At 39.9% G+C, this 22,092-nt stretch carries 19 protein-coding genes and 1 CRISPR repeat array; of the genes, 3 read left to right on the top strand and 16 right to left on the bottom strand.

Annotation, left to right across the window (positions count from 1 at the left end; translation table 11 throughout):
- Window positions 1-365 precede the first annotated feature (365 nt).
- Complete coding sequence (locus IGI54_RS15055) at window positions 366-683, bottom strand: sulfur reduction protein DsrE (RefSeq protein ID WP_430621703.1); 318 nt, start codon at window positions 681-683, stop codon at window positions 366-368.
- Window positions 684-702: 19 nt separating this feature from the next.
- Complete coding sequence (locus IGI54_RS15050) at window positions 703-2,103, bottom strand: glutamate decarboxylase (protein WP_430621702.1); 1,401 nt, start codon at window positions 2,101-2,103, stop codon at window positions 703-705.
- 333 nt (window positions 2,104-2,436) lie between these two features.
- Here IGI54_RS15050 and IGI54_RS15045 point away from each other — a divergent pair, with 333 nt between their 5' ends.
- Window positions 2,437-4,197, top strand: coding sequence for a Na/Pi cotransporter family protein (locus IGI54_RS15045; protein ID WP_430621701.1), 1,761 nt, complete (start codon window positions 2,437-2,439; stop codon window positions 4,195-4,197).
- A gap of 61 nt (window positions 4,198-4,258) precedes the next feature.
- On the opposite strand, the gene IGI54_RS15040 is transcribed toward IGI54_RS15045, so the two are convergent.
- From IGI54_RS15040 to IGI54_RS15005, 8 genes are all read right to left on the bottom strand, one after another.
- Window positions 4,259-4,789 carry a 5' nucleotidase, NT5C type gene (locus IGI54_RS15040; protein WP_379947109.1) on the bottom strand — a complete coding sequence of 177 codons (531 nt, stop codon included), beginning with the start codon at window positions 4,787-4,789 and terminating at the stop codon, window positions 4,259-4,261.
- A gap of 198 nt (window positions 4,790-4,987) precedes the next feature.
- Window positions 4,988-6,474: direct repeats of the CRISPR family, unit length 36 nt; unit sequence GTTTTGGAGGCATTCAAAACAACATAGCTCTAAAAC.
- 119 nt (window positions 6,475-6,593) lie between these two features.
- Window positions 6,594-7,256 carry a type II-A CRISPR-associated protein Csn2 gene (gene csn2, locus IGI54_RS15035; RefSeq protein WP_430621700.1) on the bottom strand — a complete coding sequence of 221 codons (663 nt, stop codon included), beginning with the start codon at window positions 7,254-7,256 and terminating at the stop codon, window positions 6,594-6,596.
- Complete coding sequence (gene cas2 / locus IGI54_RS15030; protein ID WP_071862058.1) at window positions 7,246-7,587, bottom strand: CRISPR-associated endonuclease Cas2; 342 nt, start codon at window positions 7,585-7,587, stop codon at window positions 7,246-7,248. Before cas2 ends, csn2 begins: the two co-directional genes overlap by 11 nt.
- Window positions 7,584-8,450, bottom strand: coding sequence for a type II CRISPR-associated endonuclease Cas1 (gene cas1 / locus IGI54_RS15025; RefSeq protein ID WP_430621699.1), 867 nt, complete (start codon window positions 8,448-8,450; stop codon window positions 7,584-7,586). The genes cas2 and cas1 overlap by 4 nt, the downstream gene beginning before the upstream one ends.
- Before the next feature lie 2 nt (window positions 8,451-8,452).
- Window positions 8,453-12,448, bottom strand: coding sequence for a type II CRISPR RNA-guided endonuclease Cas9 (cas9, locus tag IGI54_RS15020; RefSeq protein ID WP_430621698.1), 3,996 nt, complete (start codon window positions 12,446-12,448; stop codon window positions 8,453-8,455).
- A 319-nt stretch (window positions 12,449-12,767) separates the two neighbouring features.
- A complete protein-coding gene (gene ade / locus IGI54_RS15015; protein WP_430621697.1) occupies window positions 12,768-14,507 on the bottom strand; it encodes an adenine deaminase in 1,740 nt (579 codons plus the stop codon).
- A 159-nt stretch (window positions 14,508-14,666) separates the two neighbouring features.
- Window positions 14,667-15,074: a pyridoxamine 5'-phosphate oxidase family protein gene (locus IGI54_RS15010; protein ID WP_430621696.1), complete on the bottom strand. Its 408-nt coding sequence runs from the start codon at window positions 15,072-15,074 to the stop codon at window positions 14,667-14,669.
- An 11-nt stretch (window positions 15,075-15,085) separates the two neighbouring features.
- Window positions 15,086-15,982 carry a diacylglycerol/lipid kinase family protein gene (locus IGI54_RS15005; RefSeq protein ID WP_430621695.1) on the bottom strand — a complete coding sequence of 299 codons (897 nt, stop codon included), beginning with the start codon at window positions 15,980-15,982 and terminating at the stop codon, window positions 15,086-15,088.
- Between the two features lie 191 nt (window positions 15,983-16,173).
- Here IGI54_RS15005 and IGI54_RS15000 point away from each other — a divergent pair, with 191 nt between their 5' ends.
- On the top strand, window positions 16,174-16,494 hold the full coding sequence (locus IGI54_RS15000) for a DUF960 family protein (RefSeq protein WP_379947114.1): 321 nt from the start codon (window positions 16,174-16,176) through the stop codon (window positions 16,492-16,494).
- Window positions 16,495-16,513: 19 nt separating this feature from the next.
- Here IGI54_RS15000 and IGI54_RS14995 read toward each other — a convergent pair whose 3' ends face one another.
- Window positions 16,514-16,951, bottom strand: coding sequence for a universal stress protein (locus IGI54_RS14995; RefSeq protein ID WP_216430382.1), 438 nt, complete (start codon window positions 16,949-16,951; stop codon window positions 16,514-16,516).
- Window positions 16,952-17,133: 182 nt separating this feature from the next.
- Here IGI54_RS14995 and IGI54_RS14990 point away from each other — a divergent pair, with 182 nt between their 5' ends.
- Window positions 17,134-17,505 carry a hypothetical protein gene (locus IGI54_RS14990; protein ID WP_071862066.1) on the top strand — a complete coding sequence of 124 codons (372 nt, stop codon included), beginning with the start codon at window positions 17,134-17,136 and terminating at the stop codon, window positions 17,503-17,505.
- A gap of 359 nt (window positions 17,506-17,864) precedes the next feature.
- Here the strand turns inward: IGI54_RS14990 and IGI54_RS14985 are convergent, their stop codons facing one another.
- The 5 genes from IGI54_RS14985 to IGI54_RS14965 form a co-directional block, all read right to left on the bottom strand.
- A complete protein-coding gene (locus IGI54_RS14985) occupies window positions 17,865-18,329 on the bottom strand; it encodes a hypothetical protein (RefSeq protein ID WP_430621694.1) in 465 nt (154 codons plus the stop codon).
- 408 nt (window positions 18,330-18,737) lie between these two features.
- Window positions 18,738-19,073, bottom strand: coding sequence for a phage head closure protein (locus IGI54_RS14980; protein ID WP_430621693.1), 336 nt, complete (start codon window positions 19,071-19,073; stop codon window positions 18,738-18,740).
- Window positions 19,060-19,344, bottom strand: coding sequence for a head-tail connector protein (locus IGI54_RS14975; RefSeq protein ID WP_430621692.1), 285 nt, complete (start codon window positions 19,342-19,344; stop codon window positions 19,060-19,062). The genes IGI54_RS14980 and IGI54_RS14975 overlap by 14 nt, the downstream gene beginning before the upstream one ends.
- Window positions 19,345-19,397: 53 nt before the next feature.
- Window positions 19,398-20,909, bottom strand: a complete 1,512-nt coding sequence (locus IGI54_RS14970) for a phage major capsid protein (RefSeq protein ID WP_430621691.1) — start codon at window positions 20,907-20,909, stop codon at window positions 19,398-19,400.
- Window positions 20,902-22,089, bottom strand: coding sequence for a phage portal protein (locus IGI54_RS14965; protein WP_430621690.1), 1,188 nt, complete (start codon window positions 22,087-22,089; stop codon window positions 20,902-20,904). Before IGI54_RS14965 ends, IGI54_RS14970 begins: the two co-directional genes overlap by 8 nt.
- Between the last annotated feature and the right edge of the window lie 3 nt (window positions 22,090-22,092).

The following is a 22,092-nucleotide window of genomic DNA, read 5'->3' as shown; positions in this document are numbered from 1 at the left end:
GTTGAAAGGAGACGATCGTATGATGCAAAAAATCTCAAATAGTGTCGTTGTCTTTGTCCTCTTTGGCATTCTTTTTTTAGTGTGGGCCGTTCTTTGGGATCACAAATTTTATCTTTATTTTTCTAGCGTCATTTGTTTCTTTTACGCCTTTCGCAATTATTCAGACAAAAAAAGTACCTGATACTTGCAAACAAAAAAAAGGAGCTGGGACATTAATTTGTCTCAGCTCCTATTTCCGTATAAACGGTGTGACAGAAGTAGCTTCTTCGGAAATAAGCCGAAATTTCACAAAAATTTGAGGAGCAATTTTCGGAAATTCCTTCTTATTTCTTGAAGCTGAACACTTCTGTCCCAACCTCTTTTTTTTAGCATTTGATATAGGAATATCCTTGCTCTTGCAATTCGACTAGGCGGATCACCCCGGAATCGATCACCTCGACACTTTCTGCCAGCTGCTTCGAACGAACATGAAAATTTCGCATCGAATGATGACAGGCTTGATAAGAAATATTGCTGTACTCTTTCATAAATTTGATCACTCGCGGCAATAGATACCCTTGGATCGCTTCACCGTTCATCAATAAAACGATCTTTGCCTCCGGCTCTGACAATAGTAGGTTTTCAATGTTGTGGCGTGCCTCGCAAATTTTTCCCAACTCATCCACATGGATCACTATTTTCATAAAAATCCCTCCTTTTATTCTAGTGCGTAAAGCCGTAATTTTTGATTTCTGTCTCTTCATGGAAGACTAAGTGACTGTTGTCCAGCTCCGTGATGGCCACCCTTAAATCTTCAATAAAATCATGGGCCATATTCATACCAAAGTCGCTGCGGACAACGATTCGTTGAATCACTTGCTTATCTAAATTTTTAGGTAATGGATACGACGGCACTTGCCAGCCCTTCATTAATAGACGATCCGACAAATCATACAAGGTCCATGCCCGATTTTCATCTGCGGTCAATTTATAACAAACTAAAGGCAACTGATCGCCGCCATTAATCAACTCAAAACAGCGCGATTCCTTCAATTCTTTGGCTAAATACAGCGCCACATCGTGGGTCCGTTGGTGGATACTTTGGTAGCCCTCAAACCCGAAACGTACGAAATTATAATATTGACCAATCAATTGTGCGGCACTATGGGAAAAATTAATTGCCATCGTTGGCAACTCGCCACCTAAATAGCTGACCTTGAAGACCAATTCCTTCGGCAAAAATTGCTCATCCCGCCAAACGACCCAGCCGACTCCTGGGTAGACCAAGCCATACTTATGACCTGAAGTATTGATAGAAATCACATTTTTTAATTGGAAGTCCCATTCCAGTTCCGGTTCGACAAAAGGCGTATATAAGCCTCCTGACGCGGCGTCTACATGAATATAAACTTTATATTCCGTCTCTTGATTGTGTTTTTCAACTAAGTCATTCAGTTTTTTGATGTCGTCGTACTGTCCGGTATAAGTAATCCCAAGAATCCCCACGATCCCGATGGTATATTCATCCACCGCCGCCATCGCCTGATCCACATCCAAGGACATATTTTCCGCGTCCATTGGGATCTCCCGCAACTCGATATCCCAATAAACACAAAATTTTTCCCAGCAGACTTGATAACCAGAAGAAATAATCAAATTCGGTTTCTTTTTATGAATATCTACGCCTAACTTCTCCGCTTGCTTGCGCCAAGCGAATTTCATCGCCATTCCACCTAGCATGCAGGCTTCAGATGAGCCGATCGTCGAAGTCCCGATAAATTTTTCACTTTCCGATGCGTGCCACAGATCCGCGATAATATTGACACAGCGATTCTCCATCTCTGCAGTTCGGGGGTATTCCGATTTATCGATCACATTTTTATCTAGCGTTTCACTCATTAATCGAACGGCTTCCGGTTCCATGAAGGTCTGGCAAAAGGTCGCCAAATTTTCCCGTGAATTGCCCTCATCGATCAAATCATCCTTGATCATTTGATAGGCGATCCGCGGTTCAATGGAATTCTCGCCTAAATGATAGGAAGGTAGGACTTCATCTTCATTTTTAGAGCCGAAGATCGGTTCCAAATAAGCCGCCTCGCGACGATTTTTCTTTCCATAAAGCATACGACCACTCCTAATTTAGATTGAAGAAGTTGCTTTTCACCGGCCTTTGCTCTATTCGCCATGGGAAAATCACCCCTTCATGATGTCGACCACTCTACCAGTTAAGCGATTCAGCTGTAGAGAAAGCTTCTACTATAAGAGTAGCTGAAAGCGTTAAAAAATACAAAAGAATTCCTTCCCTTCTCCTTACAATCCTCGTTTTTTTGTCGTCAGAACTTAAAAGAAATAGAAAATCTAAAAAAAATTCGACTTTTTTAAAAAAAAGCTTTTATTTTACTTGTGAATCCATTATTTTGATAGTAGTATGCAAAAAAATATAGCGGAGGACGCCTCATGTCTTATCAAGAAATGCTTTTCACCTTCTTAGGTGGTTTGGGAATTTTCCTTTTTGGGATCAAATATTTAGGTGACGGCTTACAAAAAGCAGCCGGGAACCATTTACGAGAAATTCTAAACCGTTTTACCTCTACGCCTTTTCGCGCCGTTTTAGCCGGGATCATCGTTACCGGTTTGATTCAAAGTAGCTCAGGCACAACTGTTTTAGCGGTAGGCTTAGTCAGCGCCGGTTTCATGACCTTGCGTCAAGCCATCGGTGTCATTATGGGGGCCAATGTTGGGACCACCGTAACCGCCTTCATCATTGGTTTCAACTTAAGCGAGTACGCTCTGCCGATCATCGGGACGGGGGCGATTTTATTATTCTTTTCAAAACGAACTTCGTTGCAATCCATCGGTCAGATTTTATTTGGTTTTGGCGCGCTTTTTTACGGATTAAAATTAATGGGTACCGCTATGGATCCGTTAAAAGATCTGCCGCAATTCAACCAAGTAATGATTAACGTCTCTCACCATCCAGTACTAGGTGTTGGGATCGGGACCTTATTAACGATGGTCCTGCAAAGCTCCAGTGCAACGATCGGAATTTTGCAGCAATTATATATGCAAGGAAGCATCACCTTAACCGCGGCTTTGCCGATTTTATTCGGGGACAATATCGGAACCACGATTACCGCCATTATCGCCTGCTTAGGCGCTAGTATCGCAGCTAAGCGAACCGCCACTTCTCACGTCATCTTCAACTTAGTCGGAGCGGTCATTTTTACCCTACTGCTCGTGCCGTTCACCAGCGTCGTCACGATGTTCGCCGATTCATTAGGATTAAATCCAGCAATGCAGATCGCCTTTGCTCATGGTCTCTTTAATATTTCCAATCTGGCGATCCAATTCTGGTTTATTCCTCAGATCGAAATGATCGTGAAAAAAATCATTCCAGGCAGCGAGAAAAATTTGAATATCCGCTCAGTGACTTTAAGCGAACCGATCATCCATACTTCATCGGTCATGGCAATCGAACAAGCCAAAAACGAAGTCATTCAAATGGGCAGCTATGTCCTGTCCTCCATCCGTTCTGCCCGAAAGTATTATAATGATACAAAGGATGAATGGCGGGAAGATGTGCTGCAATATGAAAATGCCATTAACCAATGCGATATCGAATTAACTGAATATCTCGTAAAAATTTCCGCCACCGAACTGACTCCCTTGGAAAGTCAGGAGCAAGCAATGCTGCTGGAATTTACGAAGGACTTTGAACGAATCGGCGATCACTCTATGAATATCATTCGCTATGTCGAAGAATCCATTGCCCTTGAAGAAAAGCAGCGGGCCAAAGATAAACGAAATAAAACCAAAACTAGCAATAACCGTCAGACCTTCTTACTTCACGATGAACACCTGGAGCTGTTGTTCGACAAAGTATTAAAAAATATTCGCGATGCGATGCAAGTCTTAGAAAATGACGACATCGAGTTGGCGCAAAAAATGTTAGATCGCGAAGAAGAAATCAATCAGCTAGTAGAACTTCTACGGAAAAAATACATTCGCTTGATGACCAAAGGCGAAGGAAGAGCCGCTGATGGTGTTCTACTAATCGATATCAGCTCGAACCTCGAACGCTCCAGCGATCGTACGTTGCATATCGCGAAATATTTCTTAGGAAATAAATACAACTTCAAGTATGATACTTCCAATTTCCAATACCAAAAAGCCAATCCTAGCCCATCCAGTACCCTTGATGGCGCAGAAATCGATTAAAAAAACTCCGCCTTGTTTCCTTTTACGAAACAAGACGGAGCTTATTTTTTTGCTGGAACTACTATTCCTTCTCCTGAAAATACGAATACACCTCTGCCCAATTAGCCATTTTAGGCTGATAAGTTTCGTCAAGATTGTGCTGCGATGCAAATAAAATCCCCTGACCTTGGAAATTTTCCAAATGACGCATATGATCGTCAATCAAATAATCCGCCGAAAGAATCGATTTATCCCCGCAAAAAACATAATGACTCTCCGGAATAAAATCAAAATGTTCTTTCAGCCAAGCATACTTCGCGTCAAATGATGTAGGAAATTCCATCGCGGCTGTCGTAATAAAAATCTCATGCTTTTCAGCCAATTTTTTTAAGGTCTCTCGTGCTCCCTCAATCACGGGCAGATCCGCAAAATACGAGCGATCACTTACCAGCTCACGAATCCATTCTGCTTGCTCCGGATGCATCTCCCGTAATTTTTTACCAGCTAAATCCGCTTTCGTATACGTCGTTTTATTCTCATGGTTGAAAAGTGCTAATTGCTTCGCGATAAAATCCGCGATCACTTCATCCATGTCCACTGCAATTCTTGCCATACCGACACTCCTTTTCAAAAAATAATTCCAATAACTCTATTTAAGTTTATTCTCGCTTAACGGAGGGAGAAGGTCAATATGGGGGGAATAATAGAGTTTGGCTAGTCAACAATTTCTCATATCTGGTTTTAAAACTAATGAGCATTCAAAACAACATAGCTCTAAAACGCAATTAGTGGTTCGGTCACATTGAAATGGGGTTTGGAGGCATTCAAAACAACATAGCTCTAAAACTGAAGAAGATTCTAAAGGATTAAGATTTGAGTTTTGGAGGCATTCAAAACAACATAGCTCTAAAACGAATATGACCCGTTTAGAACTAAATTTAGAGTTTTGGAGGCATTCAAAACAACATAGCTCTAAAACTCTCGGAATGGAACAAGCCGGTCATGAATGGTTTTGGAGGCATTCAAAACAACATAGCTCTAAAACCCATGCAATTAATTGCTCCGTTTGAACCTTGTTTTGGAGGCATTCAAAACAACATAGCTCTAAAACTCACGACAGCTAACGAGATTCAGGATCACCGTTTTGGAGGCATTCAAAACAACATAGCTCTAAAACGATGACATGTCTTTGACTTTGAAAATCTTAGTTTTGGAGGCATTCAAAACAACATAGCTCTAAAACCTTGCAGACTATGCCGGCGATCGATGGCAAGTTTTGGAGGCATTCAAAACAACATAGCTCTAAAACGTTTAAAGTCTCGTCCCGTCGCTATTCAGCGTTTTGGAGGCATTCAAAACAACATAGCTCTAAAACGCTATGATTAAGCTTATCAGAGACACTACAGTTTTGGAGGCATTCAAAACAACATAGCTCTAAAACTGCTCATCGTTGTCGATTGCGCAAGTTTTGGTTTTGGAGGCATTCAAAACAACATAGCTCTAAAACCGACGTATGTCAACGTTCGCGGTGTCGCTTGTTTTGGAGGCATTCAAAACAACATAGCTCTAAAACAGACGCAAAATGAAAGCGTCTGGCATTTGGTTTTGGAGGCATTCAAAACAACATAGCTCTAAAACAACGATTGAGGTTTCGTATCTAAATACAATGTTTTGGAGGCATTCAAAACAACATAGCTCTAAAACTGTCGATTCAATCAAAAATGAAAACGAATCGTTTTGGAGGCATTCAAAACAACATAGCTCTAAAACATATGATAGGGCATTGTGTTTTCGTTTTCGGTTTTGGAGGCATTCAAAACAACATAGCTCTAAAACAGTACTTGAAAAATCAAACGCAATATTATTGTTTTGGAGGCATTCAAAACAACATAGCTCTAAAACACAACCTCTGGTTCAAGTTTCAATTTCTGCGTTTTGGAGGCATTCAAAACAACATAGCTCTAAAACCTATAGCGATATGGATTCAAGTCGCTTTTTGTTTTGGAGGCATTCAAAACAACATAGCTCTAAAACAGAAGTCACGCAATTAGCGCACACATTCGAGTTTTGGAGGCATTCAAAACAACATAGCTCTAAAACATCAAATGGGACTACGACGTGTCAGAGCAGGTTTTGGAGGCATTCAAAACAACATAGCTCTAAAACACATATATGACGAGCGAAGCAGTCTTTATTGTTTTGGAGGCATTCAAAACAACATAGCTCTAAAACGCAAAGTGACTAAAATGTATAAGATTTTGCGTTTTGGAGGCATTCAAAACAACATAGCTCTAAAACCTCGTAGACCCGTTTTGGTTTTCAAGATTTCGTAATCGCGCCACTCATCCATAGCAAGATTTCAGCTTTGAATGCTTCATTTATTTTTCTTATTCTGTTATCAAGGAACGAGACAAGACTTAATCCTCCGAAACTTCGCTGAGAAAATAATCTTCATCTAAAACATACTGTTTGAATCCCTCAACTTTTCTTGGTTCTAAAAAAAGGACCGTGGTGTTATAAAGAGAAATATAATTACTTAGCTCTGTTAATTCTTCAACTGTTAAATAGGAACAGACATTAATTAACACTAAAATTTTCTTCTTGGTTAAATTTTTGAACACTTGGATGATCTCAACCAGTTTTTCAAAGATTGTATCACTGGTCGTTTCAATTTTTATGCCTAATGCTTTAAACAACTCAATGATCGTGATCTCGTCACACTCTAAATCCAGTTCATGCTCTAACAATTCGTAGCCAATCATTTCTCCAATCGTTGCGGTCAGTTTATCAATCATGGATTTTACTTCTGGCTTTTCGTTCAATTGAAATTCTAGATCTGCATAAATAAGTTTTAACGTTGACGCCGCATTGATATCATAGCCTAATACATCTGTGATCAGCATAAGCTCCGTCGCTTTTAATGATTTTTGATTATCATTAAATAGTCGGATTTCTGACTCCTCATGATATTGATAGAAAAGTTTTGCTAGACTGGCAAAAATTTTCGTATCTTCAATCGTTAAGATTGTTGCACCGGCTAATTCGATTGGCTGATCTAACATCTCAAAATTAATCTTCATCATAATTATCACCTAAAAAGACAATTCTGTCATCTGAATTCCCTACACAATCATCATACTCCCCACATAAATAAATCATCCGTGAAAACTGTTTTTCGGTCACTGTCAGCAAAGTAACCAAGCCTTTCTTAGGATTATTTTGTTTCAATCTCGCCACCATTGCTTTGGATGCCGTACCATTTAATAATATTTTACTGTAAACTGAAAATTGGTGCATAATGAACCCTTCACTCAATAGAAATTTTCGGAAATGACGATAGGCTTTGCGTTCTTCCGCTGTCTCGGTAGGCATGTCAAACATCAATATCATTCTCATATAACGATAACTCATATCCTAAACTCCGGAATCCTTTCTGTTTGTTCGTTCAACACCTTGATTACTTTTTTTGTATAATCACTAGCGATATTCGTCAAAAACATCGCTTTGGAATTATAGGTGTATTGATTCGTAAATAGTTCAAACAAAAATCGTTTAATCACTTTAAACTCGGCGTTTCGATGCTCATAAACAATTTGATCAACCAACGGGCGAAACGGTTCCATCAAATCACTAGCCAAATTGAAATCATTAAATTGATTGGCATGCTTCAGCCCAAACTGGGTCATACACCCGCATTTGACGATTTCTCGCGCGAAGATACTCATTAATAGCGTATAGCCATAGTTTAGCCCCGCATTGATAGTATTTTCCTTATCGCGAGAAAAATCATTGCCGAACAACGTATTGAAATAGATTCTAGCCGCGTGCCCTTCCCGGTTAGAGGGATCAAAAATCTCCAAACTATTATGCAGTGTTAACAAGGACTCTGATTTTTCTTGAAATTCCAGTTCTGACAAAAATTGATATTGATTCAAAATCTTCTGTGAGATGATTTCTGTCCATACGATCCCTTTTCGTTCGAGTGTCCAGCTCATTTGCCGGCCTAATTGTAAGCTGCTATCATGACGACCATAAAATGGCAGTAGCTTTCCAATCGGTAATCGCTTGTCATCACAAAAAAGAATCAAAATATTCTCGTCTACAAGGCGTTTAATCAGCATCGTCGTAATTAAAATGTCCGTCGTTTCTAATAATAAAACATCGATTTCAGAAAGATGGATCATTTCATTTTGCGAAGCCGATTTATAAACCAAATGATTATTTTTATACGCCAATTTTGAATGGGTATTTACTACGATCGTTCGCCAGCCCATCGTTACTCACCTAATTTCAGATGCGTTTCATACAAACCGGTAATTGATTGACTGATAATCGTTGCCTTTAAAATTTCTTTGATACTGGTATACCGTTTGCGAGGAATAGTCGTGTCAAAGAATTTAAAATCTGCCGGCGCCCCCATCGCATTGAATTGCATTAGATTTAAAAACGATTCAGCCATGACCTTGATATCGGCTTCCTGGTTCTGCTCAAATAGTTCACTGAGTTTTGTTAGATTTTTATCTGCTAACGTATACACCTCCGCAAAGTGTTTAACGTATTCAAACAATTCTTGAAAATCGACACGATGAGCTGTAAGGTATGCCAAGCTCTTACCATCTAAGTCGTTGCAGTGTTTTCCGTGATACAGCAGTTCGATTAAATGATTCGGTAAAACCATCTGATTGCCCTTTTGTGCTTCACTCGCACTGGCGATTAAGCGGCGACGCCCGTTTTCTAGTTCATATAACGCATATTTAGGCAATCTGACTTCGATTGAGGGATTGACGAACCCTTTTTTCTCCAGAAATTCCACTTCGTCTGTCTCGAATTGTTTTCGTTCCATAATCGTAATTCCGACAATCTCTTGAACTAATTTCCTTGTTTTCCCCTTTTCATAGGTAATAACAACTGAATAGGCAATATTCGGACTATCAAAACCGCCATATTTCTTCGGATCCCAACCGGTTTTTCTTTCAATCAGTTTTGCTGACTCCCCTTTAGGCTGAATCGATTCTTTTGAAAACCCGCCTGTTTGGATCTCGGTTTTCTTTACAATGTTCATTTGACGATAGTTCATCACTTTTTTGACCATTGAAATATTTTTCTGGTCCCAGAGAATCTCTCCGTTTTCATCTACTTTCGGTTGGTCACTCGTGAAGAAGCGCATCAGATTACTATAGAAATTCTTTTTAGCGGTTGCCTTGTTTTCTTTGAAGAGATCGAATTTTTGATAATCCCCGTAAACAAATTCCGGCTCCAACCTTGGATAAACCTTTAATAACGTCGTCGCCACTACACCATTCAGATAGGCATCGTGAGCGTGATGATACTCATTGACTTCACGAATTTTATAGAGCTGATAGATTTGACGAAATTGACTAGTTAATGGCGATTTCAATGTAATGATTCGCGTCACCGTTTCATCACCAGAATTGTATTTTTGATGTAAGATTCGGGCAACATGTTTTGTGATTTGACGCGTTTCTACTAGCTGACGCTTGATAAAGTGAGCCTTGTCCGCCTCCGTCAAGCCTCCATTTAACGCTTTCGTCAAATTATCAAATTTTCGTTGGGTAATCAGTCCAGAGCGTTTTAATTTTTCCCAGTAGCCAATCATTCGCTCTACAACCTCTTTGCTCGGGACGGTATCGGACTTCCCGCGATTGTCTGATGAACTGACTAAAACCATATTATCAATGGAATCATCTTTGATAAAACTTTGCGGAATAATATGATCGATGTCATAATTTGACAAGTGATGAATGTCGAGCTCATTTCCTGTATACATATCCTTGCCATTTTGCAAATAATACAAGAAGAGCCGGTCATTGCGTAAATTCACATTTTCCAGTGGGTATTCTTTTAAAAGCGTGCTGCCAAACTCTTTCATCGCGTCTTCAAGAACTTTTTGACGTCTACGTGATTTTTTCCGACCAGCATCCGTTGTTTGATTTTCTCGAGCCATTTCTATGACGATATTGGTCGGCGGGTACCCCATGATCTCCACGATTTCATCGACGATTTTCAGGCTTTGCAAAATCCCCTTCTTAATCGCTGGACTGCCTGCCAGCTCTTTCACGATTTCATGTAAGTCTTCTGACTGATCCTCTGCCTGCTGCTGCGCAATACTTTGCTTAAAGGACAAACTATCGTCGTTGATTAATTGCATCAGATTCCGATTTTTATTTCTCGGCATATCATCATCGCGCATCAAATAATCCAAGATCGTTTTCTTCGACTGCTTTTCACGAATGCCCGTCAATAATTTTTTAGACAGGCGCCCCCACCCCGTATAGTGACGTCGGATTAACTTTTTCAACACACCTGCTTCAAAATAATCTTCATATGGGCTTAGCTGTTCTTGAATCATCTTTCGATCTTCAAAAACGGTCAATATTTTAACGATTTCTTCAAACATCTCTTCATTCGCTGGGTCTTCTAGCATCGATTGACTAACACCGATTTTCAACAGATCATGATAGGTTCCATAACTCGCGTTAAAGCTTTTTTCGATTCCTTTAATTTCCGCGGTTTCAATCATGTATTGATTCTTTAAAAAGTTTTCCAGTTGCGCATATTTCACTTTACGATTCTTTTTGAATAACTCATCCACGATTTCACGTTTTTCAATGCTGGAAAAATATTGACTCTCTCCACGATCATCAATATAGGAAACTTTTGTCAATTCATTAAAAACCATATATTTTTCATATAGCATACTATGCTTTGGCAAGACTTTTTCCTGCGGCAGATAGCTGTCGTAATTGGTCATTCTTTCAATAAAGGCGGTCGCTGACTTTCCTTCATCAATCATTTCTGAAAAATTCCACGGCGTAATCGAACCGTCTTCTTTATGACTTAACCAAGCAAAGCGACTTGCTCCGTCTGCTAACGGTCCCACATAGTAAGGAATCCGGAAGGTAAGAATCTTTTCAATTTTTTCTTGGTTTTCCGCTAGAAATGGATAATAACGGCTTTGTTTGCGAATAATACTGCACAACTCTTCTAAATGGATCTGATGAGGAATAACCCCGTTATCAAAGGTACGTTGTTTCCGTAAAAAATCCTCTTGCTCTATTTTAGCTAAGAACGAATCAGCGCCCTCTACCTTATCGAGGATTTTTTTCAAGTATTTATAAAAATCAGCCTGGGTGACCCCACCCTCAATATAACCCGCGTAGCCGTTCTTCTCGCTATCACGAAAAACTTCATAATATTTATCTGGTAATTTTTCCCGGACGAAGCTTTTCAGCTGCTCTAAATCGACTTTGTGCTCCTCATATCTTTTGACCAAACTCGCTGATAATTTTGCCTTCGTCGTCAGATCCTTCACTGTTAAGATCCCTGACAACTCTACTGCGTCGTAAACATTTTTAGCCGCAGCGAAAACATCGCCGTACTCATCGCCCACGATCGCTAACAAACTTTCTAGTTGTTCCTCGTATTCTTCTTTGGAAAATTGCAATTTAAGATCTTCTTCTAAGCCAAATGCCTTTTTGAAACTTCCTTGATTTCCCACAATCATTTTTAAAAATTGCATAAAGGTTCCGGAGGATTTTTCGTTTGAGAAAAGTTTTAAAACGTTTTCCGCTTTTCTCTGACGAGAGGCCCGCTCTTGGAAAAGGGAACCAATGTCAATCGTTTCGTTGATAGGATTTATCAGACTGCCATTTTCTTGTACTGTAAAGGCTTGGTTATAGGCCTGCAAAAATGTTTTAAAGGTCTCCTTCACAGAAGAATTTTCAGTACTTAATTTGCCTTCAATCAAAAAGTTGCCTCGGTATTTAATTATATGTGCCAATGCGAGATAAATAAGGCGTAGATCAGCCTTCTCCGTTGAATCAGCTAAATGTTTCCGCAAATGATAAATAGTTGGAAACTGTTGGTGATAAGCAACTTCTTCTTCCAATGTCGCAAAGATCGGATGACGTTCATTTCGTTTTTCCTCTGGAACTAAAAAGCTATCATCTAAACGGTAGAAAAAATTTGGATCGACCGTCGCCATTTCTGTTTGAAAAATTCCTTGTAAATAGCGAATTCGATTCCGCCGTCGTGTGTAGCGGCGTCTTGTCGTTCGTTTCAGTCTTGTTCCCTCAGCGGTATCTCCCGCATCAAACAGACGAACACCCCAAAAATTTTTTTTGACTGCTTTTTTGGTGCCATTGCCCTTAATTTTCATTTTTTTCTTTACCAGGTCATAGTTTTCATACTGTACTGCATATCCGACCGATGCCGTTCCAATATCCAACCCAATGGTGTAATTTTTATTCATTTATTTCCTCCCCAAATATTTTTTAGTTCAGACTTTCCCTTTTTTAAAATTCTTGCTATAATGAATTTGTTGGAAGTATTCATAACAACATAGCGAGTTAAAATAAGGCTTAGTCCGTAATCAACTTTTAAAGTGGCGCTGTTTCGGCGCTTTTTTTGTGTTTAAAATTAAATTTTAAACAACAACGTAACCGCTTACTAAAAGTGTAACAAATTTCTTATATTTATAAAACCAATTATAAGCCTCCTTTGCTCTAACCACTAAAAAAAACTTCATCTCACATTTTTTAAGTGCAAGACGAAGTTTTTCACCGCTATTTTTATTCTGCCACCGACACTGGCACGAGCTCAAATTTACTGACATCCACCAGACCGATATCGGTGATCTTCAAATTAGGAATCACCGCCAGTGACATGAAACCTAAGGTCATGATAGGATCGACTTTTTCTGAGACACCTAAGACTTCACGAGCCAAGCGATTGATCTCAGCTTCTTGTTTCGCGACTTCTTCACCAGATAGATCGCTCATTAAACCGGCGATCGGTAAGGCCATTCTGCCGATAACGTTTCCGGCTTCGATCAGTACGACACCGCCTTCTTGTTCCTTCAAGGCGGCGATGGCGGCCGCCATGTCGTCATCATTGGCCCCGGTCACGATTAAATTATGGGAATCATGAGCGATCGATAAGCCGATCGCTCCTTTTTTTAAGCCGTAATCTTTCAATAATCCAACAAAGACATTGCCAGTATTGTGATGACGTTCCACCACCGCAATCTTAGTGACGTCCTGTTGCGGATCAAAGACGAATTGATCGTTGGTATCACGTTGGACATTAACGATTGCTTCATTCGTCAAAGCTTCTTGTGGGATCACTTGGATTGCACGGGCTTTAGCGCTCGTCAAGGTCAAGCCTAATTGTTCTTGATTAAAGGCATCGATGTGGACACTAGATTGAACATTTTTCGTTGCGACCCGCTTCACTTCAGGAAGATAGCTGCCAGTTTCAGCGACTCGCTGACCTGCAATATAGGTCGTTTCGATCTCAGGCTTAGACAGATCAGAAAATATAACTAAATCAGCCCGTAAACCAGGCGCAACCGCCCCACGATCAGTCAATTGACAGCATTGCGCGGCATTGATCGTTGCCATTTGGATCGCTTGTATCGGTGAAACACCCTCTTCAATGGAAATGCGAATACTGTTATCAAGGTGGCCCGTCTCTAAAATTGTTTTGGCCTGCAGATCATCCGCCGACAGCACGCAGCGCTGATAATTCATCGGCGTCACGCCCTTCAACAAGGTCCGTAAATTTTGAGTAACCGAGCCTTCACGTAGAAATACATACATTCCCCGAGAAATACGGTCCTTTAATTCTGCTACTGTCGAGCACTCGTGATCGTTGCTGATCCCCGCCGCCGCATAAGCATTCAGCTCTTTAGCAAAGACCATCGGAGAATGTCCATCGATCCGCATGTCCCGCTCTTTAGCAGCTAATAATTTATCCAATACCGCTTCATCGCCATGGATCACGCCGGGAAAATTCATAAATTCTGCTAAGCCATCGACTTCACCTTGATCGAAAGCCGACAGCATATCCACGGCTTCCACTACCGCTCCTGCATTTTCCATATTAGTCGCCGGTACGCAAGAAGGCATCATATAACGAATATCCAGCACCGTTTCTTTTGCTGCCTCCAACATATAATCCAAGCCTTTCAAGCCAAGGACATTCACGATCTCGTGAGGATCGGCCAAGACTGTCGTCGTTCCATGGGGTACTAATAAACGACCGAATTCCTCTGGGGTCACATAGGAAGATTCCACGTGAATATGGGGATCAATGAAGCCTGGCGCCACGTATTTCCCTTTTAGGTCCACGACTTCTTTTCCTTGATACGTATCTGCCACACCGGCGATCTTTCCACCGACAAGGGCGACATCGCCTTTAATGATCTCACCTTGATAGACATCAATCACTTGGGCGTTTTTCAAGACTAAGTCCGCTGGTTCTCGACCTGCCGCTACATCGATCAATTGTTTTAATGCCTGTTTCTTCACTAATTTTGCCCCCTTTTTAAATATTTTTCCCATTATATCAGGATTCGATTTCAGTGACAGTGTCAAAGCGGAATTTTCTTTAAATTCTCAGAAATAAAATAGAAAAACTGCCTAAAACAAAAAGAATTCCATCCCATAATCCTCGGGATGGAATCTTTTCTATTTATCCGGCACGTCCACAAATTCACCGTGCATATTTTCGTAGTGTTTTGCACTAAGAGTTTCAAAAATAGCGATCACTGGATGTTCATAATTCAAGCCTTTTTGAAATTCATTCAATTGAGCCGCTAATAACTTATACTCCACCAGCTCTTCAATTAAGAAGTAGCCTTTTAACGCGATGCTTTCGTGAGTTTCCTTATTGAAACAAAACAAGCTGCCTGAGCGATTCTGACGAATATTTTCCGCCGTCCGGCCCTCTCCATTGATATAAAACTTGAAATAATAAAACCCATTGCGCTCAAGCGGCGCGGATACTGCAATTGGATGCGGAAAGCCGCGACTATCAATCGTAGTCAACGTAAAAGTATCCGCTCTGGCTAATAATTCCTCCATATTTCGATCCATTTTAAAGCCTCCTAGTTTTTATTTTCTGGTTTCTCTGGTACAAAAATCGGTACATAATCATCCAAAAATTCAACAGTTAACGGTAAAGCTGGACCCTTATCGCCATCAATCCGAGAATAGATTGTTTTGTCGGTCAGTGGGTTCAATTCTAATTTATCCGTTTCTAAATAAGTCATAGCGTCTGAATCCTTCAGACGACCGGTAAAAATAAACCGCAATAATTGAAATAATTTTCGTAAGCGCATATTGTGTAAAATACTGACATGGAGCTTGTCATAATCTGAATCGACATATTCCCGCCCGCCAATTGAATGGGTAGTGGTGGCTAAAGCGAACCAGACCTTCAATTTTTCATGATAGTTCTCCGCTTTGATTTCCACCGGATAAGACGTATCTTTGCCAATTTGTTTGATTGCTTTCAGCGGATATACGATCAAGCCGAATTTTCGTTTCTCACTTTGCCGAACTTCATTAGAAATATCCGCAAACGACCCAAAGGTAAAGGAGCTGATGATCGCTTTTTGTCGATCTTGACAAGCTGCGATCCCGACTTTTCGCTGGTGCCCTGCGATAATCAGGTCCATCGCCTCTTCTTCATCCATCGGTAAGTGCCAACGCTTCGCAAAATTATTGACTGTCCCTCCTGGAATAATTCCAAGGGGCAAGGTTTTTCCGGCTTGCACAAAAGCTGTCCCAACAATATTCAAAGACCCGTCTCCGCCAATCGCTACCAGCCCATCGTACTCATTAAGACTTGCTTTGATTTTTTCGATCGCCTTTTCTGGATCGGGAGCGGTCAAAAAATCTGCTGTATGGTTGGCTTTTTCAAATTTTTCTCGCATTTTTTTCGCTGATTCTTCGGCGTCCCCATCGCCTGCATTCGGATTAAAAAAAATTCCATAACGCATCTTTTTCACCTTCGTTCATCCATCATATTTTTTGCTTGAAGCTTACAAAAAAACTATTTCTATCCTACTTAACCTTATCATTTTTCTAGCAAAAAGACTCCTCCGACGAACTAATTTACGGCAATGTGAGCATTTTTACTTTTTTACTTTTCGAAACCTGATATGATTAACTAAAGAGAGGGATGAGTAGAATGTTTGAATCAGCAAAAACGCGGCACAGCGACGTGCCCTTTGACGTTGTACCTGAAGAAATGCAGCAGGAAATTTGGCACATGATTTTCATGCGACCTATGAAAGGTCTAGCCTTGACTTCACCACAGCGCTTTCATTTTTTCAAAAACCGAATGGATCATACCTTAAGCGTCGTTCATTCGCAAGAAGAACCCTATTTTTCCGACAGTATTAGCGCTCCATACGTCGAAGCCTACGAAGCCATTAAATTCCCCACCATTATGTACGTTTACGATGATGGCGACGAATTATTGATGACCCTTAATAAAACAAGCGTCTGATAAAAATCAGACGCTTATTTTATTTGACGACCATCACATTACAAGGAGCTTGATTCACTACATATGCCGTCGTTGAACCAACCAGCAGCAGCGATAATGCTCCTAAACCAGTTGCTCCCATAACGATCAGATCCGTATCTAATTTCTCCGCTAATTCCACGATTTCTCGTTTAGGATTGCCAGCGACGATTTGCGAAGTCAGATGAACTTCTTGTTCTTCTTTCATACGGTGATGTTCCAATTCATCTATGATCGCCTGCGCGTTCTTCTTCGCCTCGTGCATCAATGGGATCGAGTTTCCGCCTGTCGTGCCACTAAAGCTGGCTGTATCAATCACCGTCACCAACGTTAAGTTGCCTTTATTTCTTTTAGCGATGTTGATCGCTTCATCGAAGGTCTTCTTAGATTGCGCCGACCCATCCACCGGAACTAAAATATTTCTATACTCATCAAGCATAACGCTCGCCCCCTTTTTCCTTTAGTGTATCATTCCATCAAAGTTAGGAAAATTAGAAAGAATCATTTCTATTTATTTTTTTACTTTTGATTCATTAAAACGGCTTAAACAACGGCCGGAAAAATTGTTCTTTTGTTCTTCTGATGCTACACTTTCATCAATAACCTAAAGGAGCATCCAGGATGAACAAAAAACAACGAAAAAAAAGCCACTTGATTATTCACAGTGCGGCCTCTGCAGCTGCCGGCGTTGGCGCGGGCATGGCCCAATTGCCACTTTCAGATGCTGCAGTTTTAGTACCGATTCAAACCGCGATGGTAATCGCGTTAGGGAAAGTTTTCCACGTTAAGTTGGACGAAGGTGCTGCCAAAGCACTGGCCACTCAATTCTTAGCCCAAAAAGCCGGACAAATGACCTCTCGTTTTTTAATTGGGAAAATTCCCGTTGCCGGTAATATCCTCAACAGTTCAACAGCCGCGGTGATTACTGAATCTTACGGCTGGATGATTGCGAATGAATTCGCGCAAGAATACGAGAAAAAAATGCTCAAATGATAATATTTTTTTAATTGTCCGCGACTTTTCTTTCAAAAATATTTCTCGTTCGTTATACTGTTAAGCGTGGATGAACTTGGTGTTTTACTCGTTCAATGATGTAGTCCGCATTTAAGACAGAGGTGCTGGTTCGATTCCAGCCGTCCACGTATAACAATTACAAATGCGATAACAAAGAAAAAACACTGTTAAACCAACGATTATTTGGTCTAATAGTGTTTTTTATTACAAGAAAACAATTTGTGATTGACAATTAAATCACTTCTTTACTTCAAGATAAATCTTTGAAAAAATCAGTCAATTAAAAAAGTGTTTAGATATGTGTTTAGATTTAAAAACTTCAATAAGCCGTGGGGGAATTATTTAATTTTTGTTCTCAATTCTTTTTTATATTTTTCTTCCAATTTAGCTTTATCCGAGTTAAATAGTTCATTTTCAATTTTTGCTCTTTCCCAATCGAACTTCAATAAATATTGCAAACAATATATTTGATTTTTCAAGTTACCATTGTTTAAAAATTCTTCCATTACTAACCCATCCAATGTATCTTTATTTTGATCCGGATTTAAACAAGCTCTTACTGTAGCAATCGTCTCATCATCTGCTTTAAATTTGCCTTTTAAATCCAAAATAATCAGTTTTTCAAGGCACTCTCTTAACTTAATTCTCCATTCTTTTCGCTCGCTCTGAGTATATTCTAATTTTTTCGTATGATTATATCTCAAAAAAGCAAATATGCCACCAACTACAACGGCAAAAAACTGAAACCATTTCAGTAATAATTCCATACCTTGTGGATTCCCATTCATAACAGCTTCCTCCATTCTTTTTATTTAATTTAGTATACCAAAAAAGCCCACCAAAAGATGGGCCGCGCTAGGATTTTCCTATGCTGATTAATAAATCCGACAAGTTAATTACACCATTATTATGGCGTGCTCGCACCGGTGATTACTATCAAAACAACAAAAAAACACGTCCTTTAAAGACGTGTTCTTTGATTTCTACACAAACAGCTACTAGAACCGTCTAAACAGTCCCAACGCACTAGTAATAATTTGAACGTTCATGATCTATCATCTTCCTTAGTCCAGTATGCTTGCAACCACACCTACAATTTTCAGTCCGACAATAGATTTCGATAAATTTATCTGTAAAATCTGGGTAGCTACTCCCTTCATTTACTATCTTAATTATACTTTAAAATAGTTGTAATTACAACTGTAATCAGTCTATGCAATCAACTTAGCAATAATCGTTGTATAGTCTTTAAACGCTGTTCCCTCATTGATTGAAATGATTTTATACCGTCTGTTTTTCCATACGACCTTCATAGTATTATCTAAATCATGATCCTGATCGTACCGGATAATAAAGGTTAGCGTACCTTCGAGAACTGTTCCCACACTTGCAACCACATCTTTTAACATTTGCGATCGTGCACTGGCCCAGCACTCAAAAACAGTGACTTCCTTTTCCACCACTTGACCATTTTCATCTTTAATCCGCTCAATTTTTTTAAAGGCGATCCGTTCGGTCAATTCATTCACATTTTTAATGATCGGCATAATACGCCCCCCTCATTTGCTGGATCAAGGATTGCACCGTTACTGGCATACGGTCGCTACTTGCTTCTTGTCTGTTTAAATACCAATGCTGCGTAAGCAGTGAGACCGCTAAATCAAACTGCTCGTATGCAGCTATAACGCCCGTCCCTGCTTTTGAGTCAATGGCGCTTATAATGTATTGTGTGGCTGTGTCTAGTAGTTGCTGAATAAAATCATCATCCATCGTGTGATCAATCCGCATACTGGTTTTTAAGTCACTTACTTGTACCATGCTATTCCTCCTAATGAAAAAGGCAGCGGATTAACCGCCGCCAATTATTTTTATTACCCTTCTGGTGTGACTACTGGTGTAAATTCGATATAAACTGAAGCGTTTGGATCAATCATTTTGTAATCGTTACGGACAATAACCGCAAGACCTTGTGAGTAATAATCAAATTTTTCCCATTGGGTCGTTACTTGGTTTCTACGAGCGACAAACACTGATTGAGCAATATCTCCCATAATCATTGGGAATGTTCCAGCTTTTGGATTGGCAAACAATGTATCTGCAATCAATACTACTGGCATACCGAACAATGATTTGCCGCTTGGTGCCGTTACATCTGGTTGTAGGATATAGCGGCCATCTGAATCTTTTAAAGTATCTAGGTGGTTATATCCGCTTTGGTTTAAGATAACCATTTTATCTAACGCTGGATCAAGCGCCACGTTGTAAAGTTGTTTTAAATCATCTAAGGTAGCAGCGGTCTTTTTAGTGAAGGTTTTTAGCAAGTCAATAATATGTTTATTGTCTGTATTTTCAACCAACTTAGCCAGCTGTTCTTTTACTTCTTGAACGATATTCACCGCTGAATCTTCTACAACTTCATTAGACAAAGCAATTTTTCCGGCACGTGTTTCTGCCTTATATTCAACCTGTGTAAACATATCGGCATCAATATCACCAATTTCTGCTAGTTCTTCTTTAGTGGCTAGGACGGCTTGCTGATTTGTAGCAACTGGATATTTCCCTTGCCCATTCGATACTGTTTTAACAGTCGCATATTGAGCCAAGTTATAATTGGATCGTTTCAGGTCAAACACTTCGCCAATTACTTCTTCTGGTACAACTGCAGCCGCATTCACCGTAGTGACACCATCACGAATTTCACCCTGTGAACGGATATAATCTTCATAACCACGCATTTCTGTTTTTTCATTATCAATTAAAGTTTTTTCCATGTTTTTACTCTCCTTTTGTGCTTTAGAAGTGGATTCTAAGCCTTTGTTTGTTTTATTCGCTGGATAGTTACTCATAAACGTTTCGTAAGAACGCTTATTTACTTGGACGTTTGATGAATCATAAGCGGGAACGGTCACAACGCTGATTTCATTCAAGGCTTTCATTTTGTCAATGGATCGGACAACCTCACCATCTTCTTTCTTGTCGAAGGAATCGATCCCCAACACAAAACCAAAACTCATCGAGTCCAATAACTTTTTTTCTACATTCTCATATACATCTTTCGCATAACTCGTATCATTCAAGGTTGCTTCAAAGTGCAAACCCACATCATCAATATTTAATTTAAGCGTGCCAGCTTTAACGCTGGCTAATGGCTTACTGTAATCATGATTGTGTAATAGGAATACATTTGATAGGTCAACCTCTTTCAAGGCTTCTGGTGTAATGACTTCCACAAATCCGCCTAAATCCTTTGAAGGTTGCCCAAACTTCAAGGCGTACCCTGAAATGGTTTTTCCTTCTGACTGGTCACTTTCCTCTGCTGGTTTTTTAGTTTCTAAATCAGCATCTTCTGTCAGCCGCTTTTCTTTTTCTTCTTCATTATTCATCAGTAATAGTTCCCTCCATTTTCTCTAACTGGTATCTCTCCAATGTATCAAGATAAGTGAAATTCAAACTTGCAAGTAATCTATCGCCGCCATCTACTGGTGGTAATCCTAATTTAGAACGTCCTTCATTGATTGTAAGAATTGATCCTTTAACTTGTTCCAAAATGTTAGTGATTCTAGTTTCTGGATCGGATTCTAGCAGACCTTCCGAATTGAATCGAAAAACATCTGTATTATCTTTTTTAATTTTGGCATCAAACTCACTTACAAATACATTGAAGTAATGAATCAAGGTGCTTTGGATATACTGCAAATTGCTTTGAATCGTACTGGAATGTTCATTTTCAACGCCTAGCCGCTCAATCGGTACACCGAATGCCTTTGCAATCTGCTTTGTAGTCCAATCACTTGAATTGACCAGCTTTAGAACGTCCGTATTGATTTCTAACGCTTTATAATCCATCGTTTCATCTAAAATGATCGTTCTAAGTGCATTGTCACCGCTACTTGATCCATTGGCTTCCTCAAATTTTTCCCGAATCGCATTTTTAGCCGATCCGTCTAAGTCTGATTTATGGACTTTTAAAATTCCCGATCCACTGACACCACGAGCAAAGAAATTGTGCAGCGTTCTATTGCCAGCTTGCTGAATCTTCATTTCATCACGTAACGCATACAACGGCGGTAATCCGGTTAAACCATCTTGGGTGAAATACTTGAAATGAAGAATATCTTCTGATTTCACACGTCTTTTCTTATCACCAATCTGATAAGACAACGTGCCATTATCCGCTTGTGTGACTGTTACGCTTGAATTAGGCAATAAGTGAAGTTCTTTAACCTTTTCCCCTTCTTGCTTGATCTCCGCAAAGCTGTTGCCATTTAGCAGCATATTCACCGCTAAGGCAAACTTGAAATGCCAACCGTCCATTTCTGAATTAGGTCGTTCATTTAGTAGCTTCACTAGGTCATTATCCGCTTGTGGCATACTATCCTTCATTAATTGAATTGGACTAGAAGCAATATCACTAGCAATGATCCGCACTGCTGCAAACACATCACTATTCCTTAATGCCCGAACACTGATAAAGCTAGTTGTATAGTCATCTGATTGTATCGAAACCACATGATCTAAAAAGGGATCACCAGTGGTTGTTTGTCTTGCTTTAAAGAATGCCATCTT

The organism is Enterococcus sp. DIV0800, assembly GCF_050559735.1.
Lineage (GTDB): Bacteria > Bacillota > Bacilli > Lactobacillales > Enterococcaceae > Enterococcus_A > Enterococcus_A devriesei.
This window is presented reverse-complemented; position numbering and strand designations above follow the sequence as displayed.

What these genes read in the sequence shown, in the direction of transcription:
- IGI54_RS15000 (WP_379947114.1), top strand. Translation starts at nt 16,174, where the DNA reads ATGTTTGAATCAGCAAAAACGCGGCACAGCGACGTGCCCTTTGACGTT.
- IGI54_RS15045 (WP_430621701.1), top strand. Translation starts at nt 2,437, where the DNA reads ATGTCTTATCAAGAAATGCTTTTCACCTTCTTAGGTGGTTTGGGAATT.
- IGI54_RS14970 (WP_430621691.1), bottom strand. Translation starts at nt 20,909, where the DNA reads ATGAATAATGAAGAAGAAAAAGAAAAGCGGCTGACAGAAGATGCTGAT.
- IGI54_RS14990 (WP_071862066.1), top strand. Translation starts at nt 17,134, where the DNA reads ATGAACAAAAAACAACGAAAAAAAAGCCACTTGATTATTCACAGTGCG.
- IGI54_RS14985 (WP_430621694.1), bottom strand. Translation starts at nt 18,329, where the DNA reads ATGGAGGAAGCTGTTATGAATGGGAATCCACAAGGTATGGAATTATTA.
- cas1 (WP_430621699.1), bottom strand. Translation starts at nt 8,450, where the DNA reads ATGGGCTGGCGAACGATCGTAGTAAATACCCATTCAAAATTGGCGTAT.
- IGI54_RS15040 (WP_379947109.1), bottom strand. Translation starts at nt 4,789, where the DNA reads ATGGCAAGAATTGCAGTGGACATGGATGAAGTGATCGCGGATTTTATC.
- IGI54_RS14965 (WP_430621690.1), bottom strand. Translation starts at nt 22,089, where the DNA reads ATGGCATTCTTTAAAGCAAGACAAACAACCACTGGTGATCCCTTTTTA.
- IGI54_RS15010 (WP_430621696.1), bottom strand. Translation starts at nt 15,074, where the DNA reads ATGGATCGAAATATGGAGGAATTATTAGCCAGAGCGGATACTTTTACG.
- IGI54_RS14980 (WP_430621693.1), bottom strand. Translation starts at nt 19,073, where the DNA reads ATGCCGATCATTAAAAATGTGAATGAATTGACCGAACGGATCGCCTTT.
- cas2 (WP_071862058.1), bottom strand. Translation starts at nt 7,587, where the DNA reads ATGAGTTATCGTTATATGAGAATGATATTGATGTTTGACATGCCTACC.
- IGI54_RS15005 (WP_430621695.1), bottom strand. Translation starts at nt 15,982, where the DNA reads ATGCGTTATGGAATTTTTTTTAATCCGAATGCAGGCGATGGGGACGCC.
- IGI54_RS14995 (WP_216430382.1), bottom strand. Translation starts at nt 16,951, where the DNA reads ATGCTTGATGAGTATAGAAATATTTTAGTTCCGGTGGATGGGTCGGCG.
- IGI54_RS15055 (WP_430621703.1), bottom strand. Translation starts at nt 683, where the DNA reads ATGAAAATAGTGATCCATGTGGATGAGTTGGGAAAAATTTGCGAGGCA.
- IGI54_RS15050 (WP_430621702.1), bottom strand. Translation starts at nt 2,103, where the DNA reads ATGCTTTATGGAAAGAAAAATCGTCGCGAGGCGGCTTATTTGGAACCG.
- IGI54_RS14975 (WP_430621692.1), bottom strand. Translation starts at nt 19,344, where the DNA reads ATGGTACAAGTAAGTGACTTAAAAACCAGTATGCGGATTGATCACACG.
- cas9 (WP_430621698.1), bottom strand. Translation starts at nt 12,448, where the DNA reads ATGAATAAAAATTACACCATTGGGTTGGATATTGGAACGGCATCGGTC.
- csn2 (WP_430621700.1), bottom strand. Translation starts at nt 7,256, where the DNA reads ATGAAGATTAATTTTGAGATGTTAGATCAGCCAATCGAATTAGCCGGT.